Genomic DNA, 16,529 nt, shown 5'->3' on the forward strand with positions numbered 1-16,529 from the left:
ATGAGCAGTAATTCCTCTTCGACAGGGATGCGGAGATATTTGGGAGGCTCGCTAACCCATGGCTTTCATTTTCCATCGCTTCTACTCTGGAACTATGAACAAACCTGCTCCCCCGGTCATCAGCGCCATTACCCTCGGCGTGCGCGATGTCGGCGTTTCAACAAAGTTCTACACCGAGGGACTGGGGTTCGAACTGGTTCAACCGGCTCACCCGGAAATCGCTTTTGTCCGCGCAGGCTACGGTCTGATGCTTGCCTTGTGGGACGTTGCGCAGATGCCATCCGAGTACGGAAACGTCGGCCACGGCGAGCTGGCTCCCCCGCTGTCGCTGGGGCATAACGTCCACTCGGATGCCGAAGTCGATCACCACTATCGGCGAGCGCTGGAAGCAGGAGCTACCTCGATTTCGGAGCCGACGGTGCAGCCTTGGGGCGGGAAGAGCGCCTGTATTGCTGATCCTGATGGTTTCCGCTGGGACTTTGTCCATAACCCGTCTTTTGTCATTGACGCTGACGGGCATGTTTCTTCGGTTTGATCACGCCCCACGCTGATCCAGTCCTTCAGCTTCCATGCGTTTGGCGAGCTCTCCGACGCTTTCGATGTTGCGAGCGCCTTCGCCGAGCTTCGGCCGATAGCTGATTTGCGGTCGACTCTGCTCTTCAAGGTATCCCGCAGCGGGCAAGGTTTCTGGTTGATGCAGGTCCCAGGCGTTCAGCGCTTGCAAGGAAATGCCGCGTGGCCCGGTACGCCGGGTCACTCCGTGGATGAGCAGCATGCGGGTGGAGAAGAGCAAGGGGCCGGTGCGTTGCTGCGTGTCATCGAAGAAGGTGGCATCGATGCAGCCTGTGCCGTCATCTACGGATATGAAGACCACTCGCTTTCCGCCTCTCATGGGTGGGGTCTGCGTGGCTATGCGTACGCCCGCAACTAGCACCTCAGTTCCATTGCGCAGGTGCAGAAGTTCTGCGGCCTGGGTTATAGGCAGGTGCGAGAGTCTCTGCCTATAGGAGGTCATGAGATGCTCGCTGGCATCCAGGTGCATCAGGTCCAGTTCGGTACGTACTACTTCTGCTGGTTCCAGCTCGGTTCCCGTGGCCTTGATGTGTTCGATTTTCCCAAGGTCAAGCGCCAGCTGTCCGGGGCCGGGCCGGTATTTGGCTGGAAGGGTGCTGTGGGCCATGGATTGCGTGTGGGCGATGGTGTCGGCACGCGAGGTCCCGGCGAGCAGGGAGTCGAAGACGCCGAGGGCCGCGAGGTTCTGGTAGGTGCGGCGTGAGAGCCCCGCGCGGGCGCGGACATCTGCAAGGTGCTCATAGGGCTGGCCGGCCACGAGGCGTTGCACTTCACGTTCGCTCATCTGGTGGATGTCGCGGAAGGCCAGGCGGATGCCGTAGCGTCCGGGGCGCAGTGAGCTGGGCGCGCGGGGCACCACCGGGAGCTTCACTGGAGCGGATTCGAAAACTCGTTCGACTCGGTAGTGTCCGGTGGAGCGATTGATATCCAGAGGGAGGATGGGAACGCCCATTCTGCGTGCTTCGGAGACCAGCAACCGTTTGGGGTACATGCCCGGGTCGTGTTCCCAGATGCCAGCGAGGAAGGCTTCGGGGTGATGCGCCTTGAGCCAAGCCGAATGGTAGGTGGGCACGGCAAAGGCAGCTCCGTGGGCTTTGCAGAAGCCGAAGGACCCAAAGCCGGAGAGCACTTCCCAGACCTTGTCGATCGTCTCCTGGCTGTAGCCGCGCTTGGTTGCTTCGGTGCGCACGTAGCGTTCTACGGCTGGTTCCTTTTCCGGGTTGCCCAGCAGGCGCCGGTAGACATCAGCCATACCCAGCCCACAGCCGGTCAGCACATCGAGCATGCGCAACACCTGTTCATGGAAAACGGTGACCCCGTGGGTTTCGGCGAGCGCTGGAATCAGGTCCGGGTGCAGGTATTGGGCTGGGGCGAATCCGTGGCGGTGCTCCAGGTAGGGCTTGACCATATTCGATTGCATGGGCCCAGGCCGGAACAGGGAGATATCGATGATCAGGTCGTTGAATTCTCGGGGTGCCAGCTTGCCGACCAGTTCGCGCTGCCCCGGGGATTCGATTTGGAAGCAGCCCAGTGTGTGGGTGGAACGGATCAGGTCGAAAGTGGGTTCGTCATCCAGCGGCACCCTGGCAAGGTCGATCTTTCCGTCGGCCTCTATATAGCTGTCGTTCGTGTGTCCGCCGGCGCGAGCGGCTTGTTCCTTGCTCGGGTGCATGCGGGCGATTTCCTCGAGCGTGTAGGCGATGGCTGATTGCATGCGCACTCCGAGCACGTCGAGTTTGATCAGCCCCATCAGGTCCATATCGTGCTTGTCGAACTGGCTCATCTGCAATCCGATGCCTGAGGGTTGCACCGGGGTGCGGTCCAGCAGGCTCGCATCGGAGAGGATCACCCCGCAGGGGTGCATGGAGATATGCCGTGGCAACCGGTCCAGGCGTTCGGTGGCGTCGATGAGGATATCGAGCTGGGTGTCATCGGTGATGCGTTCGGCGAGGGCAGCCAGCTCGGGTTTCTCGGTGAGTGCTTCGCGGAATGAGGAAGCGGAGAAGCGCCAGAGCTGCTTGGCGATTTCGTCTACCTGCTCCTGTTCGATGCCAAGGGCGGATCCTGCGTCGCGTACTGCGCCGCGGGCCCGGTAGGCGTTCTGCATGCTCATCAGGCTGACGCGTTCTTCGCCGTAGGTGGAGAAGATCTTGTGGTAGATCTCGTGGCGGCGGGCTGATTCCACGTCGATGTCAATATCGGGCAGGGTGGTTCGAGTGTCCGACAGGAAGCGTTCGAACACGAGGTCGTGGGACAGAGGATTCACCTGGCTGATGCCCAGCAGGTAGTTCACCAGCGAGGAGGCTCCCGAACCGCGGGCCGCAACGCGCACTCCCATCTCGGTGATGAGGTTGACGGTTTCTGCCACGGTGAGGAAGTAGCCGGCGAAGTCCAGTCGCTGGATCACGCCCAGTTCGAGGTCCAGCTGTTTTTCAATCAGGCTTCGGTCGGCATCAGGCAGCAGGCGCGGGACCGCGGCGTAGACACGTTCAGTCAGTTCCTGCATGGCTGGCCGGTAGAGTCCGATGACTTTCGCTTCAGGGATCACCGGCTTCTTCCAGCCCAAGTCCGTTATGGGATCCAAGGCTGCCCACCGGGCGAGCGCTTCGGTTTCGCCCAGCATCTGATGTGCCCAGTGCCGCTCGGTGGCGTTGCCGATTTCGGTGGCCAGCTGGTGCATCTGTTGAGGGGTTTTGAGCCAGCCCTGGCCATTGGGCTGGCAGGAGTCCAGGTTTTTCAAGCTGTGCAGGGTGCGCGCGGAGTCAAGAATATCCGCGGTGACAGCTCCGTCGGGATCTACGTAGCGCACCGCGTTGGTCAGCACGGTTTTGATCTGCCGTTCGTGGGCGTAGCGCAACATGCGCGCGGCTTCGCCCAGGCTATAGCGCGAACCGTGCGACGAGAGGTAGGTGGTGATCTCGACCCGCAGCATCTTCCCCACCCGCTTTTTCCAGTCGGCCATGAGTGTGCGCGCTTGGGTGTATTTTCCCTTGAGGATCGCTCTGGCTACATCGGATTCACCGCCGAGCAGGATTATCAGATTGCCGCTGCGGCCCAGTTCCGCAACCTGCCGGGCGCTCAGTCCGGGAACGCCATGCGCCGTGCTGTGCGCGAGGGTAATTGCCCGGCATAGGGCCGCGTAGCCAGCTCCTGCGCAGCCTCCGCGGGCCAGCAGGGTGATTCTTCCGAGGGTTTCCCCGGAGGCATCGAGCACCGCGAGGTTGACTCCGAGGATCGGTGCCAGCCCTTCAGCCATGCAGGCCGCCACGTGCTTAACCGCGCCATATAGCCCGTCCCGGTCGGTCAGCGCCAGCATCTGCGCGCCATGCGCTTTGGCTGCTTGCGCGAGGGCGCGCGGGTGCGACACCCCGTAGTGGGCGCTATAGGAAGAACTAACGTTCAAATGGGTGAAGCTCATGACAGCCCTTCGAAGATATGTTCCCCTGGTTGCGGCCTAGGCGCTGCGGGCCAGGGACTCATGCACACGCACCAGCCGCCAGTGTTCGGTTTGCGCATCAAAGCTCACGTCGACGCTGTGCACCTGCTTCGGTCCGCGCACCGCCACCAGCTGCAGCCGCCACATCTCGTAGTCGGCCATTCCCGCGCCGATTCCACGCGGAATCCGCAGGTTTTCGTCCCACCATTTGCGGCGCTCGAACCAGCGTTGAGGTTCGGCAGCCAGGCGGTAGTCCTGCCCTTGCCATCTCACGCGCAACGGCATTCCGTTCGCCGCCCGGGCAACCTCAATTGACTCGGTGAACATCCCCACGTGTGCACTCCTTACCTAATAGAACCATTCTATTCGAACATGTATTCGAATGACAGTTACACTAGTCAGGCGCACCGACAGTTTGGTCCACCCCGGGCGCGCTGGAGGGCAAACCGAGCACTTAGGGTCACAAAACAGGGGCGATACGCTTTACGCTAATAACGCATGCGTGGCATGGCGAAGAACCAACGTAAGGGACATCAATGAAAGCGATGGAAGACTTCAAACCATGGATGAATAAGAAAAAGACCAAGGTTGTCTACCAAGGAATAAGCGATCATCTAGATTTGACCGGAATTTCGAGCTTCCCTTCCCTTGAACGAATCTCGGTATACGACGCCAAACGCGTGTTGCTTCCGGAGAATCATGATTGGTCTGGTGTCAGCACTCTCGAATTCTCGTGGGAACCGCAATGGGCCGAAGTTCTGGAACAGAGGTCAGCAACCGAGACCCTGATTTATCGCCCTACGCAGGAGGCACTTGACTGTTTCAATTGCGAGCTGCCAACAAGCGAAGAAGGGATAAGTTCCCTTAGCTTGTCCACAATCAAACATGGAGTCATTGATCGCTGGTTCCCGCAGGCATTCAGTGCGAGCTGGGTCAAAATAGTAAACTCCCGAACCGTCGATCTTAGTTCTGCAGGTCCGTTTAACTCGATTGGCTTACTGGATTTCCGGTACGTGACGAGATTATCTGGTCTTGCCCACTTCACCCACCAGGGTCGGGTTCGGGCGATCAGGCTGGAAGACCCGTTGATCATGGATCCCAAGGAGTTCTGGAATATCCGGACTGAATGCATAAAATTCGGAACAGGCCGTAAGGAAAATGACGCTTGGCTCGAAGAAATCTGGGAGCAGAGACCAAAGAATTGGGAAGAGAAGTACTTCATCAGTTCCAAATTCGTGAATAAAAAACTCGGCCGAACGACCTGGGAAGAAACCTCGCAACTATCCCAAGCTGCTGATGACAAGGCGATTGCATATCGCTTCAAGGCAGCAATGAAAGGCTAGCCGGGGCGCAAACCTTTTCCGATCTCATGCTGTGGTCCGCCTAAGGCCGGTCGATTTGATCGGCCTTACCGCGCATTGCACTAGATCCACCCTAAGAAGACATTGAAATGTCGAGAATAAAAATTATGGCAATTCTTGCACTCGATCACGTCGCAACTGATGCGCGTTCCGACTCGGCCGTTGGAAGGTTTTCAGGTAGCGGTGCCTTCGAAAATGGCAATGCCACCGCAATCAGACGGCCCGCCCCATTGAAGCCCCACGCAAATGCAGCCACTGCTCCTTTTTGGCCATCGCTGGTCAACAGCATCTGGCTGAATAGAGTTAAGAAGCCGAGGGCGCGACCAAGCTGTTCTGTCATTTTGCGAGAGATGACAAGACTCCATGGCGGCAAGGGCCGTCTAGAAATATCCCTGCATCATTCGCTTCACGATCGCCTTGGGGTAGGACCTATCCAGCTGCCGTTGCTTGGCAACTTGAAGAACTGCCAACCGCCTGGTTTATGCGCCTTATTGGGGCACGCTTGCTGTGCTCCTCACCCACGTCCAGGAACGAGCCACCCCGACATAAGTTCTGGCGGATATCGCCTTTGCTCCCCTGAAGTGCTGCGTCAATGTGGCTCGTGCACTCTGGCTCTCAATTCAAGCGCCGTTTTTCGTCCCAACTCGTGCATAGGATGAAAGGCTCATAAATGTCTGTTCGCGTAGGCTCTGCGCGAAACTTCCGGGTCATGATCAGCACAATGCTCGATTCGCATCCAACGCACCGATAGCATCGAGACAGCAACCATCAATCGTTCCAGGAGCTAAATCCCATGCCTCATAAGGTCAAAGCCGTTATTTCGCGCGTCAAGGACGCACCCGTAGAGGTCGTCGACATCATCGTTCCGGACCCAGGTCCCGGAGAAGTTGTTGTCGACGTACTGACCACCGGCGTCTGCCACACCGATCTGCACTACAAGCTCGGCGGAATCGGCGACGAGTATCCCTACCTGCTGGGCCACGAGTCCACCGCTGTCGTCAGCCAGATCGGCGAGAACGTCACCAACGTCAAGGTCGGCGACCGCGTCATCCTGAACTGGCGCGCAGTCTGCGGCCAGTGCCGCGCCTGCGCCAAGGGCGAGCCGAAGTACTGCTTCAACACCTTCAACGCCGCCCAGAAGATGACCCTCGAGGACGGCACCGAGCTTTCCCCAGCGCTGGGCATCGGCTCCTTCGCAGAGAAGACCCTGGTCCACTCCGGCCAGTGCACCATCGTTGACGAAGATGCTGATCCAGCTGCCGTAGGCCTGCTCGGCTGTGGTGTCATGGCCGGCATCGGCGCTGCCATCAACACCGGTGAGATCAAGCGCGGCGAGTCCGTCGCTGTGATCGGTTGCGGTGGCGTTGGCGCGGCTGCCATCGCCGGCGCCCAGCTGGCCGGGGCAACCACCATCATCGCGGTGGACGTCAACGTGGACAAGCTGGAAGGCGCCAAGAAGTTCGGCGCCACCCACACCGTTGATTCCTCCAAGGTCGACGCAGTAGAAGCAATCCAGGAATTGACCGGCGGCTTCGGCGCCGACGTGGTGATCGACGCAGTGGGCCGCCCGGAAACCTACAAGCAGGCCTTCTACGCCCGCGACTTGGCTGGCCGCGTGGTGCTCGTGGGCGTGCCTACCCCGGAGATGAAGCTGGAACTGCCGTTGCTCGATGTCTTTGGCCGTGGCGGCTCCCTGAAGAGCTCCTGGTACGGCGACTGCCTGCCAAGCCACGACTTCCCAATGCTGGTGGAGCAGTACAAGCTCGGCCGACTGGATCTGGATTCCTTCGTGACCGAGCGCATCACGATCGACCAGATCGAGGAAGCCTTCAACAAGATGCATGAAGGAACCGTGTTGCGTTCGGTGGTGGAACTCTGATGTCCGCACGCATCGAAAACGTCATCACCTCCGGAACCTTCTCTCTGGATGGCGGGACGTGGGAAGTGGACAACAATGTCTGGATCATCGGTGATGATTCAGAGGTCATGGTCATCGACCCAGCTCACGACATCAAAAAGATCCAAGAGGTCGTCGGTGAGCGTGAAGTGATGGCAGTGCTGCTCACGCACGGGCATGATGACCACATTCGCGCCGCTGGCGAGTTCTCGGACATTGTCGATGCGCCGCTCTTCCTGAACCCGGAAGATCGGATGCTTTGGGAAGCTGTCTATCCAGAACGTGATGTTGATGCGGAAATCAGCGATGGAGACACCTTCACCATCGCTGGCACGACGCTTACCGCTCTGCACACCCCAGGACATTCGCCCGGTTCCACCTGCTTCTACGCAGAAGATCTGGGCGTGCTGTTCAGCGGAGACACGCTGTTTAACGGTGGACCTGGCGCTACCGGCCGCAGCTACTCGAGCTTCGAAACGATTATCGAATCAATCCGCACCAAGTTGCTGGGCCTGCCGGAGCAGACCGTAGTCAACACCGGTCACGGTGATGCCACCACCATCGGTGCCGAGGCACCGAATCTGGATGAGTGGATCAAGCGCGGGCACTAGCCACCGCACAAAAGAGCAGAGGCAGCCGATCCTGGATCAGCTGCCTCTGCTCTTTAATTTTCCCAAAAAGTAGAGCAACGAATGTGCTGGCGTGGCAGAATTATTCCCATGCCTGAGCCTAAACGCCGAAAACTGCTGCTCCTGTGGCTGTCTGCCGCGGTACTCGTAATTGCGGGGGCCTCTGTACTGTGGTGGGACAGCCAGCAGGAAGTCACTTTTTACGACGGATCCTACGAATCGCTGGACGAGGGCACCGAAATCTACTTCGGTCCGGGGCCCGCCGAAATCATGGGCTCGGTTCTGGCTTTGCTCGGTATCGGCGTGGCGGGAGTCGCCTTGGGATCATTTTTTCGCCAGCTCACTCGATTCAAGACCTGGTTCTTATTGACCGGACTGCTGCTGGCAGCAGCCGGACTCGCAACGCTGCTCTGGGACTACAACCAAGTCCGGACCTTCGGCTGGTTTGCCTATGAGCCGATGAGCAAATCAGAACTCATGACAGCCGGTGCAACGCCGATTCTGGGAAAGCTGGGGCTAGCGGCAGGAATTTTTCTGACTGCCACCTACTGGGGATTACGGAGTATCTTGCCGTTCTCCAGATCCGCGATTAATAGCTAGAACAACGAATTGTTGTGCGCTTCGATGAGCTGCGGCGAATTATTGCGCACGTTGCCGACAGCTGTATCAACCTCATGCATTGTCCATTCGGAGGCGACGTCAAAAGCCTGGGCACGGATCTGCTCAATCAGCCCTTCGCCATCTTCCTCGTCCGGATTCATCCAACGGCCCATCATCTGAGAATCCAGCGGAATTGGCAGGCGATCGTGCAGGTCGGCTAATTCCCCGAGCACACCGGGTTCTTGGGCAGAAGGCGAATCCATGGTCATGATCGAAGTAGAAAGGATCCAGCTGCCGTCTTCGTCCTTCCACCACTCATAGAGGCCTGCGAAGAAGATGAGCTTCCCGTCTTCGCGGTGCACGTAGAAGGGCCTTTTCTTGCTGCCTTCCTTCTTCCATTCGTAGTAGCCTTCCACCGGCACCACCGCGCGGCGCTTCTTCACCGCCGAGCGGAAAGTCGGCTTGCTGCTGGCGGTTTCACTGCGCGCATTGAAGGCGCGCACGCCCACCGCGAGCTCCTTTGCCCAGCCGGGGACCAGTCCCCAGCGGGCCACATGGATCTGCCGGTGCAGCTGGCCGTCGATGAGCCGCTCGAGCACAATAGGCACGTCGGTGGTCGGTGCGACGTTCCACGACTGGCGAAGCTCCAAGTTGGCATCTGCCTCGGCTTCAGCTTCGGCCACCAGGTCACCGATCGCCTTGGCCATTACATACCGTCCGCACATCATCTGCTCCTTAGCACCGGCACCGGGAATCTGTTCCCCAGTCTAGCTATCGACGCGCTGGAAATCAGCGAAGTTTTTCGCGTTATTCGGGAACAAAGCCAACAACGTCGCCGTTACACCTAGCATGAGCAACGAATTGAACCTTGACCAGTATGTTCCTGCCGCCGGTGGCGTCACCATGTTCACCACCAGCTGGTGCGGTTACTGCCGAAACCTCAAGCGCCTCATGGACCAGAAGGGCGTGGCCTACAACGAGGTGAATATCGAGGAAGTCGAAGGAACTGCCGAGATCGTGGAGTCCTTCAACAATGGCAACCAGACGGTTCCAACCTTGATCTTCCCTGATGGCACTGCAGCCACCAATCCTCGGATTGAAGAAGTGGTAGAGCGCGTCGGAGCCTAGCAGGAAAACTAAAAAATCGGTGTCTGAAATTTTCAGGCACCGATTTTTTGCTGTCGTCGTTTCTAGATCAAGCTGAGGTGTTCTCGGTATTCCTCGAGCAAGGCTGCGATGAAGCCCTCAGTAGTGACCGTGCTGACGAGATCATTGGCGGCACCGACGGTCGTGGGATCCATCGGGACTTCCATCGCCTGGTACACCGCATCAAGAACCTGGCGCAGTGGCTCGGAATCCTCGACGACAAAAACCGAGGAGAACAGCCATGCTCCCGACACAACGCGCTGCGCGGTGCCTACCAGTTTCACCGGGTAATTGCGCGGTGATTCCGCGGTGGGCAGCCCATGGACTGAATGGTCTCCGGGGCAGTACTCCCCTGGGATCGGACCTACCTGGGCATCAACGCCTAAGCGCTTAAACGCATTGGCGTAAATCTCGGCGAACGCCTCAAAACGACGCCGTTGGCCCATTACGGCTTCGTGCTCGGGTTCAAGGTGATCAACGATGAGAGTTCCCCGGTGATAAGCTGCGGCGCGCCCGCCGGCCTTGCGCACCAGCGGGGCGAAACCGCGCTGGGAAGCTTCATCGCGGGCCGCTTCATAGCCGGCCAACCGGACGTCGCGTTGCCCAAAGGCCAACGTCGGGTCCGGGCGATACAGGCGCAAGCTCGGTCCACGCTCCCCTGACTGAACTTCTCGCAGCAGCTGGACACCACGTTCCAAATCAGCTGCAGGATCACCACTTGGTTCTTCGAATTCCAGTGTTAGCGGTGCATCCGACTGAGGATTGAACAAACTCATAGTGCTGAGTCTAATTCAGTCTCTGCGCTCCGGTGGAGTTGATGTCACAGCGCTCGAGTGCTGTTCAGGAGAAAATCTGCGCCATAATAATAGGCGTGCCAAAATCATCTACCCCTGTCATCCTGATCGGCGGACCTTCCGGATCAGGCAAGTCCTATCTAGCTTCCAAGTACGGCAATCCGCACCTGCCGCTGGACGAGTACTACCGACAGATCAGTGAAGACGGCAATCCGGTGGCATTCCCGCGCACAGCCTACGGCGAAATCGACTGGGATCATTCAGGGACTTGGAACAAGGAAGCCGCCCTGCGGGCCATCGACGAGCTGTTGGAACACGGCACCACCATGGTTCCCAACTACTCGATCGCGACCTCCAGCTACAGCGGCCACAGAGAAATTCGCTCGGAGAACGGGCCCATCGTGGCAGAGGGAATCTTCCTCTACGAGTTGCTTGAGCCGCTACGCGAAAAAGGAATCAACGTCCAAGCGTACTACGTTGACGAACCCGCTTTGGTGACCGGCATTCGACGCTTTGTTCGAGACGTGGCACAACGTCGCAAACCGGTCCTTTTCCTTCTCAAGCGCGGCTATGCGCTGTTCCGCGTTCATGGTGCGGATCGCGAAAAATACCGTGAACGCCAATTCATTTTGAGGTCGAAGCCTGAGCTCAAAAAGCTGCTCGCGCAGCTGGCTTCGTCGTAGGCCCCGCCTAGCGGGCACGCACCGTCAGAATCTGTTCAGCACGACCGAAGGGTCCTGATTGATCGTGTAGCACCGTCGAGGTCAATCCGATTCCATCAACACCGAAGCTCTGCTGGACTTCAAGGCCTAGCCAGGCTCCGGCAGGCTGCCGGTACATGTGGATCTGCAAGTCGAGATTCGGATAAATCCAGGTGCCCTCGTTCGGTTCGACGCGCGGCACCACGCCATTTGCCGTGTCGATCATTCCCACAAGCCTCGCCATGTCTGAAGCATCCAACGTATCAACTAGCGCGTAGTCGGTATGCAGCCATGCGATCCCCTTGCCAGGGCGCCATTGCTCGTTGGAGCGCAGTTCGATGGAACGGATATATCCACCTGGCCAGCGTTCGCTGATGTTCTGGACTTCGCATTCTTCCGGGCCAGGAATCCTGGCGTCTTCGATGCCTGCAACAGCGCTGGAGTCTCCGGTAATCACGCGCCAGGCACGGGCGACGATGCTGGTTCGTCCCTTGGCTGTCATTTCGGCTTCGATCAGCTCGATGGTCCGGCCGGGTCGTATCAGCCGTGTCGTGATTTCGAATTCTCCGGCGTGGATCAATCCATGAATTTCAAAGCTCAGCCGAGCGATACGCATGTCGTCACGAGGCTCGAAGTTCTCCAACGCATAAGCCAAGATTCCGGACGCAGGACCCATGTGTTGTTCATGTTCATTCCAGGCACCCTGTGCATGCCACGATGAGCGGTAGCGCCCCTCGCCTAGCGATTCAAAGTAAAAGTCACCTTTGGCGAGAATCTTTTCCAATTCCTCAGCGAGCTGGTGCGTCATTGCTGCCCTCCTGGCCGTACAAAAATTATTGCGCTGCACTCAGGTTATCCAAGAGCAACTGAAATCAATAGATTACTGATCTTTATCGTGTTCATGGGCCCTTTGCCCTGCGCTGTCCATAATGCCTAGAATTTCGGCAACGCCGTTCTTTGCCCACATCGCGTGTGGCGTCATCGTATCGAACTGGGCTGACTGGCCGGCTTTCACGTGATAGGTGCGTTCACCGAGTTGCAATTGGATTTCGCCAAGCAACACCGTGAACCATTCCTTGCCCGGGTGGATGCGCAATTCGCTTGGCGCCGGTGCTTTAGACGGGTCGATGCGCATTTTTGAGACGTTGACTCCGTTGACCGCGTCGTCGGTGGAGAGCTTCCACAGAGTAATCCCGGGCATGCTGATGGGCTCTGGGCGAATGATGATTTCGGCCTCGGACGTGGCCACCAGCTCGTCAAGGCTTGTGTCCAATGCCTTCGCCAGAGGCACCAACTGGTCCAAGGCGATGCGTCGGCTACCAGTCTCGATCCGGCTTAGCGTTGAAACGCTGAGTTGGGCTTTATTAGCCAATGATTCCAACGACCAGCCACGGTTCTGCCGCAGCGTGCGAATACGTTGGCGAATGATCTGGTCGACTTCCAATTCTTGCGTCATGCGCAAAAGGCTACACCTTCTCGCGCAAAACGTCGATACGCTGTGATCATCGGCAAGCAAGAGAACAAGGAGACATGCCATGGAACATTTCGAAGTCATCATCGTCGGTGGAGGAAGCGCTGGACTCGCAGCTTCGATCGCACTGGCGCGATCCCGGCGAAACGTGCTGGTGATCGATGAAGGGCATCCGCGTAACGCGCCAGCACAACACGCGCACAACGTACTGGGACAAGAAGGCACAAGCCCACTGCAGCTACTGGAACGAGGACGCGCTGAAGCTGAAAATTACGGTGTGAAAATCATCGTCGGCGCGGTGGACTCGCTGTCCGGTTCTCTCGAACAAGGATTCACGGTCAATGTGGATCAACGGGCATTTACCGCGGATCGAATCGTCCTTGCCACCGGACTCAAAGATGAACTTCCGAAGATCCCAGGCCTTCAAGAAGCGTGGGGCACTTCAGCGATCCATTGCGCTTACTGCCACGGATGGGAAGTACGGGATCAAGAAATTCTCGTTATCGGTTGCGGACCGATGAGCGCACATCAGGCCATGATGTTCCAGCAGCTGAGCTCAAAGATCACTTTCATTAATCACGCCCCGAATGAACTGACCGAAGAGAGCGCTGCATTGCTGAGCCGTCTGGAAATCCCCTTGGTCAACCAATCGGTCGCTGCTCTGGAATTCGATAGCGACGGGCAGTTGGCCGCCGCCAAACTGGACAACAACGAACGCCTGCGAGCCCAATCAGTCATCGTCGCCAGTCGAATGAACGTACATGGGGAGCTGTACCAAGCGCTGGGCGGCGAGCTAGATGAGCACCCGCTGGGAACCTACATTAAAGTCAACGAGACCGGCGCTACCGAGGTCCCAGGCGTCTATGCCGTAGGCAACGCGAGCAATCTCAGCGCCATGGTCATGGCCGCAGCAGCTTCTGGCACGCTAGCGGGAGCGGCCATCAATGCTGACCTCCTCAATGCAAAGCTAACCTAATCCGAGCTGCCACTCACCCGGAAATGAAGAGTCCCTCCCATCGCGTCAGCCTCCGTCAGACATGATGGGAGGGGCTCACGCGTGGTGTGCATGGCCGTTCGCTGACGCAGACTCGCCAGCGTCATGCGCATCACTTCCCACATCGCAAGGATCAATGGTAGGGTTAAATCGTTACCTCGACGCTTGCAGGTGTGACTCACCCGCCAGCAAGCGTTAGCAGTAGGATTTGTAGCACGGCCAACAAATCGTCTGTGCAATACAAATCGGTTCACTGATCTTCGGATTGAATGAACTCCTACCGAAACGAATTCTTCATCTTCTCTTCTTCACTGCAGAAAAAGCATCTCGACGTTTCCCAACGTCGCGCCTCTGTGGATTCCTTGTTCTACTCCGCTAGCGTGGGGTCATTACCCGTTAGCAGCCTGGATTCCGATGATGCTTAAGCTAGTGCAGCGACACCCGTTTTGGCCGATACAGGCAAAATCAGTATTCGATAGTCCGTATCGACGGCAGGCGAATAGTTCTCGGCAGCTCTGCTCGAGGTAACCCCAAAATTTTCCGATTCGGAACTTCGGATCGGCAACCGGGCCACAACGTGGCCAATCAATAAATAAGGAAATAACACTATGGCCACTGGCACCGTGAAATGGTTCAACGCTGAAAAGGGCTTCGGCTTCATCGCACCTTCGGATGGATCTGCTGACGTTTTCGCACACTACAGCGCTATCCAGAGCTTCGGTTTCCGTAGCCTCGAAGAGGGCCAGACCGTTGAGTACACCCTGGAAGCTGGTCCAAAGGGCCCACAGGCAACCAACATCCAGGCTCGCTAAGAGACTTTCTTCAAAGGTGTAGTTCCCCCGCAAGGGCTGGAACTGCACCTTTGATGCATTTAAGAATCAATATCCCCTAATTCCGGCGAGCACGTGCTGGCGGGCGCTCCCTCAGAACCCCGACGCCTAATAAACGCGCTGGCACCGCGGATAACCTCGGGAAACGCCGGAAAATCATCGCTATCGGATCCGGCAAAATAATTTCGCCCTTTACTTTCAATACCTGCTTCAGCCCTCGATGCATTACTCGTTGCATGCCTTGTACGACTAAAGTCGGCACAGTGCGCCGAAACTGGACTTTGGCAAGATGCTGCTCAGTCAGCTTGGACTCGCGTAGCGGTTCCGCCAGAAGACGCGCCGTCGCCACCGCATCCTGCACTGCCAGATTTACGCCTACTCCGCCCACCGGACTCATCGCATGGGCAGAGTCCCCGATGCAGAGCAATCCAGGTTGCCACCACTTCCGTGCGCGGTTCAATTTAACGTCCAGCAACTTCGCGTCGTCTAGTTTTAGGCCCGCGACCGAGCCGGCAAGCTCTGGCGCCGCCGAAATTATCGAGTCATGCCAGGCATCCACTCCCATCGCGCGTAGTTCAGTATCCATGCCTTTCGGCAAAATCATCGCCGTTTGCACATACCCGGTTCGAGGGATCAACACGAACATCCTGCCATTCACGAAGGCCGGAGACAGCGTAAATTCGCGTTTCAACGCTCCAGGGACCTTGAACCACCAGACGTCAATTGGAACCGAATAATCCTTCATCGCGATCCCTGCCGAATCGCGAATGCGAGACCATCTGCCATCAGCGGCGATGGTCAGATCGGCTCGTATTTCATGCTCGCCATCGGGCCCCGTGTACTGGACGCCGACAATCTTTCCCAAATCACTGAGCACATCGGTGACTTCGCAATTCATGCGCAGGGTGAAGTTCTCTTCTGCTTCGCCAGCACGTGCCAACAGATCTAGAAAATCCCACTGCGGCGCCAAAGCTATAAACGGGTACGGGTGATGCAACTTCGAAAGGTCCACCACAGTGACAGGAGAATTGTCCTGCGCTGGAAACTGCGCTTGGCTCACCTTGTTGAATTGGATCTGCTCAAACTGTTCCATCAACCCAAGCTCGTCGAGCAATTGAAGCGTCGACGGGTGGATGGTATCCCCGCGGAAGTCCCTGAGGAAATCAGAATGCTTTTCGAGCACTGTCACGGAAACTCCGCATCGGGCCAGCAATAAGCCCGCGACCATTCCTGCTGGTCCTCCCCCAACAACGATGCAACCAGTGGTTGACTTCATTGGCGTATCCCTCCGGTGACGGCGATGTGACACCAGCTTGCCATCGTTCCTCGTCATTGGCCAGCATTGAATCTCGAATCTGGCTCGATAGTCTGCCGAGGCAAAATTTCATGAGGGGCACTGATGTCTGCAGCGCGAATCCGCATCAGGACTTGCTGGCCCTTGGAGGAATAGCGAGTGGTCCTGCTATGGGCCTTAACTGAGATGATTAGGGTTTCGAGAATGGGCAGTTCCAGATAACAAATTGCCGACGAGCGCGTCTATGAAAGTCTGAGTCACAGGAAGATCAGGAATGAGCACACGATGATAGACCGCGCCCCATAATTGATCCACCATCGATTCCAAATTCGTTTCTTCACGAATCTGGCCATCTTCCTGGGCCTTGGCCAGGCGCTTGACTGCAGCTTGCCGCCGCACAGATGAATAGAGGCGGCGATACTCCGCAGCAAGTTCAGGATCCGTCTGGGCAGCTCCGATAAGTTCGGTGAGCACTCTACCGCCGCGAGTTTTTGTCATAACTCGAGTGAAAGCGGTGAGCTGGCTAGTCAGATCCGCTTTGATATCTCCGGAATCATTAAATGCCAGTTCGTTCTCTACGGCATGGACATAGCAATCAAGGATGAGTACCCCGAGCGATGGCCACCAACGGTATAGAGTCGTCTTGCTGACGCCGGCTTCGCGGGCAACCCGCTCAAAGCTGAGCTGTCCCATGCCTTCGTTGAGCAGAATCGGCCCCACTGCCGAGTACACGTCTTGGCGCACTTCAGCTGCTGGGCGTCGCCCACGACCTCGCTTGGGTGCGGGTTCTTGCATCTATCTAT

17 protein-coding genes are annotated in these 16,529 nt (G+C 57.6%); 9 read left to right on the forward strand and 8 right to left on the reverse strand.

Going from position 1 to position 16,529, the window contains the following annotated elements; genetic code table 11:
- Positions 1-94 precede the first annotated feature (94 nt).
- Positions 95-535, forward strand: coding sequence for a VOC family protein (locus tag D3791_RS00180; protein WP_172510974.1), 441 nt, complete (start codon positions 95-97; stop codon positions 533-535).
- On the opposite strand, the gene D3791_RS00185 is transcribed toward D3791_RS00180, so the two are convergent.
- Together D3791_RS00185 and D3791_RS00190 are read right to left on the reverse strand one after the other, a co-directional pair.
- Positions 536-3,991, reverse strand: a complete 3,456-nt coding sequence (locus tag D3791_RS00185; RefSeq protein WP_172510975.1) for a DNA polymerase III subunit alpha — start codon at positions 3,989-3,991, stop codon at positions 536-538.
- Between the two features lie 36 nt (positions 3,992-4,027).
- Positions 4,028-4,336: a DUF6504 family protein gene (locus D3791_RS00190; RefSeq protein WP_246242230.1), complete on the reverse strand. Its 309-nt coding sequence runs from the start codon at positions 4,334-4,336 to the stop codon at positions 4,028-4,030.
- 209 nt (positions 4,337-4,545) lie between these two features.
- Between D3791_RS00190 and D3791_RS00195 the strand changes: the two genes are divergently transcribed.
- The 4 genes from D3791_RS00195 (at position 4,546) to D3791_RS00210 (ending at position 8,496) form a co-directional block, all read left to right on the forward strand.
- Positions 4,546-5,352, forward strand: a complete 807-nt coding sequence (locus D3791_RS00195; RefSeq protein ID WP_172510977.1) for a hypothetical protein — start codon at positions 4,546-4,548, stop codon at positions 5,350-5,352.
- An 811-nt stretch (positions 5,353-6,163) separates the two neighbouring features.
- Entirely contained in the window at positions 6,164-7,249 is a 1,086-nt protein-coding gene (locus tag D3791_RS00200; RefSeq protein WP_172510978.1) for an S-(hydroxymethyl)mycothiol dehydrogenase, read from the forward strand.
- Positions 7,249-7,878 carry an MBL fold metallo-hydrolase gene (locus tag D3791_RS00205; protein WP_022875246.1) on the forward strand — a complete coding sequence of 210 codons (630 nt, stop codon included), beginning with the start codon at positions 7,249-7,251 and terminating at the stop codon, positions 7,876-7,878. The genes D3791_RS00200 and D3791_RS00205 overlap by 1 nt, the downstream gene beginning before the upstream one ends.
- A gap of 108 nt (positions 7,879-7,986) precedes the next feature.
- A complete protein-coding gene (locus D3791_RS00210; RefSeq protein WP_022875247.1) occupies positions 7,987-8,496 on the forward strand; it encodes a DUF2537 domain-containing protein in 510 nt (169 codons plus the stop codon).
- Here D3791_RS00210 and D3791_RS00215 read toward each other — a convergent pair.
- A complete protein-coding gene (locus D3791_RS00215; RefSeq protein WP_172510979.1) occupies positions 8,493-9,221 on the reverse strand; it encodes an SOS response-associated peptidase in 729 nt (242 codons plus the stop codon). The two genes, D3791_RS00210 and D3791_RS00215, sit on opposite strands and share 4 nt — an antisense overlap.
- A gap of 124 nt (positions 9,222-9,345) precedes the next feature.
- Here D3791_RS00215 and D3791_RS00220 point away from each other — a divergent pair, with 124 nt between their 5' ends.
- Complete coding sequence (locus tag D3791_RS00220) at positions 9,346-9,624, forward strand: mycoredoxin (RefSeq protein ID WP_022875249.1); 279 nt, start codon at positions 9,346-9,348, stop codon at positions 9,622-9,624.
- Positions 9,625-9,686: 62 nt separating this feature from the next.
- On the opposite strand, the gene D3791_RS00225 is transcribed toward D3791_RS00220, so the two are convergent.
- Positions 9,687-10,418: a lipoate--protein ligase family protein gene (locus tag D3791_RS00225; RefSeq protein WP_172510980.1), complete on the reverse strand. Its 732-nt coding sequence runs from the start codon at positions 10,416-10,418 to the stop codon at positions 9,687-9,689.
- Positions 10,419-10,513: 95 nt separating this feature from the next.
- On the opposite strand from D3791_RS00225, the gene D3791_RS00230 reads away from it, so the two are divergent.
- Positions 10,514-11,119 carry a uridine kinase family protein gene (locus D3791_RS00230; RefSeq protein WP_022875251.1) on the forward strand — a complete coding sequence of 202 codons (606 nt, stop codon included), beginning with the start codon at positions 10,514-10,516 and terminating at the stop codon, positions 11,117-11,119.
- Positions 11,120-11,126: 7 nt separating this feature from the next.
- Here D3791_RS00230 and D3791_RS00235 read toward each other — a convergent pair whose 3' ends face one another.
- Positions 11,127-11,945 carry a thioesterase family protein gene (locus D3791_RS00235; RefSeq protein ID WP_022875252.1) on the reverse strand — a complete coding sequence of 273 codons (819 nt, stop codon included), beginning with the start codon at positions 11,943-11,945 and terminating at the stop codon, positions 11,127-11,129.
- A 72-nt stretch (positions 11,946-12,017) separates the two neighbouring features.
- Positions 12,018-12,593, reverse strand: coding sequence for a helix-turn-helix domain-containing protein (locus D3791_RS00240; protein WP_022875253.1), 576 nt, complete (start codon positions 12,591-12,593; stop codon positions 12,018-12,020).
- Between the two features lie 79 nt (positions 12,594-12,672).
- Between D3791_RS00240 and D3791_RS00245 the strand changes: the two genes are divergently transcribed.
- Both D3791_RS00245 and D3791_RS00250 read left to right on the forward strand, forming a co-directional pair.
- Positions 12,673-13,584, forward strand: coding sequence for an NAD(P)/FAD-dependent oxidoreductase (locus D3791_RS00245; RefSeq protein ID WP_172510981.1), 912 nt, complete (start codon positions 12,673-12,675; stop codon positions 13,582-13,584).
- A gap of 626 nt (positions 13,585-14,210) precedes the next feature.
- Positions 14,211-14,414 carry a cold-shock protein gene (locus tag D3791_RS00250; protein WP_013349123.1) on the forward strand — a complete coding sequence of 68 codons (204 nt, stop codon included), beginning with the start codon at positions 14,211-14,213 and terminating at the stop codon, positions 14,412-14,414.
- Positions 14,415-14,490: 76 nt separating this feature from the next.
- Here D3791_RS00250 and D3791_RS00255 read toward each other — a convergent pair whose 3' ends face one another.
- Together D3791_RS00255 and D3791_RS00260 are read right to left on the reverse strand one after the other, a co-directional pair.
- Positions 14,491-15,708: an FAD-dependent oxidoreductase gene (locus D3791_RS00255; protein ID WP_022875256.1), complete on the reverse strand. Its 1,218-nt coding sequence runs from the start codon at positions 15,706-15,708 to the stop codon at positions 14,491-14,493.
- Positions 15,709-15,903: 195 nt separating this feature from the next.
- Positions 15,904-16,521 carry a TetR/AcrR family transcriptional regulator gene (locus D3791_RS00260; RefSeq protein ID WP_172510982.1) on the reverse strand — a complete coding sequence of 206 codons (618 nt, stop codon included), beginning with the start codon at positions 16,519-16,521 and terminating at the stop codon, positions 15,904-15,906.
- Positions 16,522-16,529: the final 8 nt, after the last annotated feature.

The sequence above is a fragment of the Glutamicibacter mishrai genome, assembly GCF_012221945.1.
Taxonomy (GTDB): Bacteria; Actinomycetota; Actinomycetes; order Actinomycetales; family Micrococcaceae; genus Glutamicibacter; species Glutamicibacter mishrai.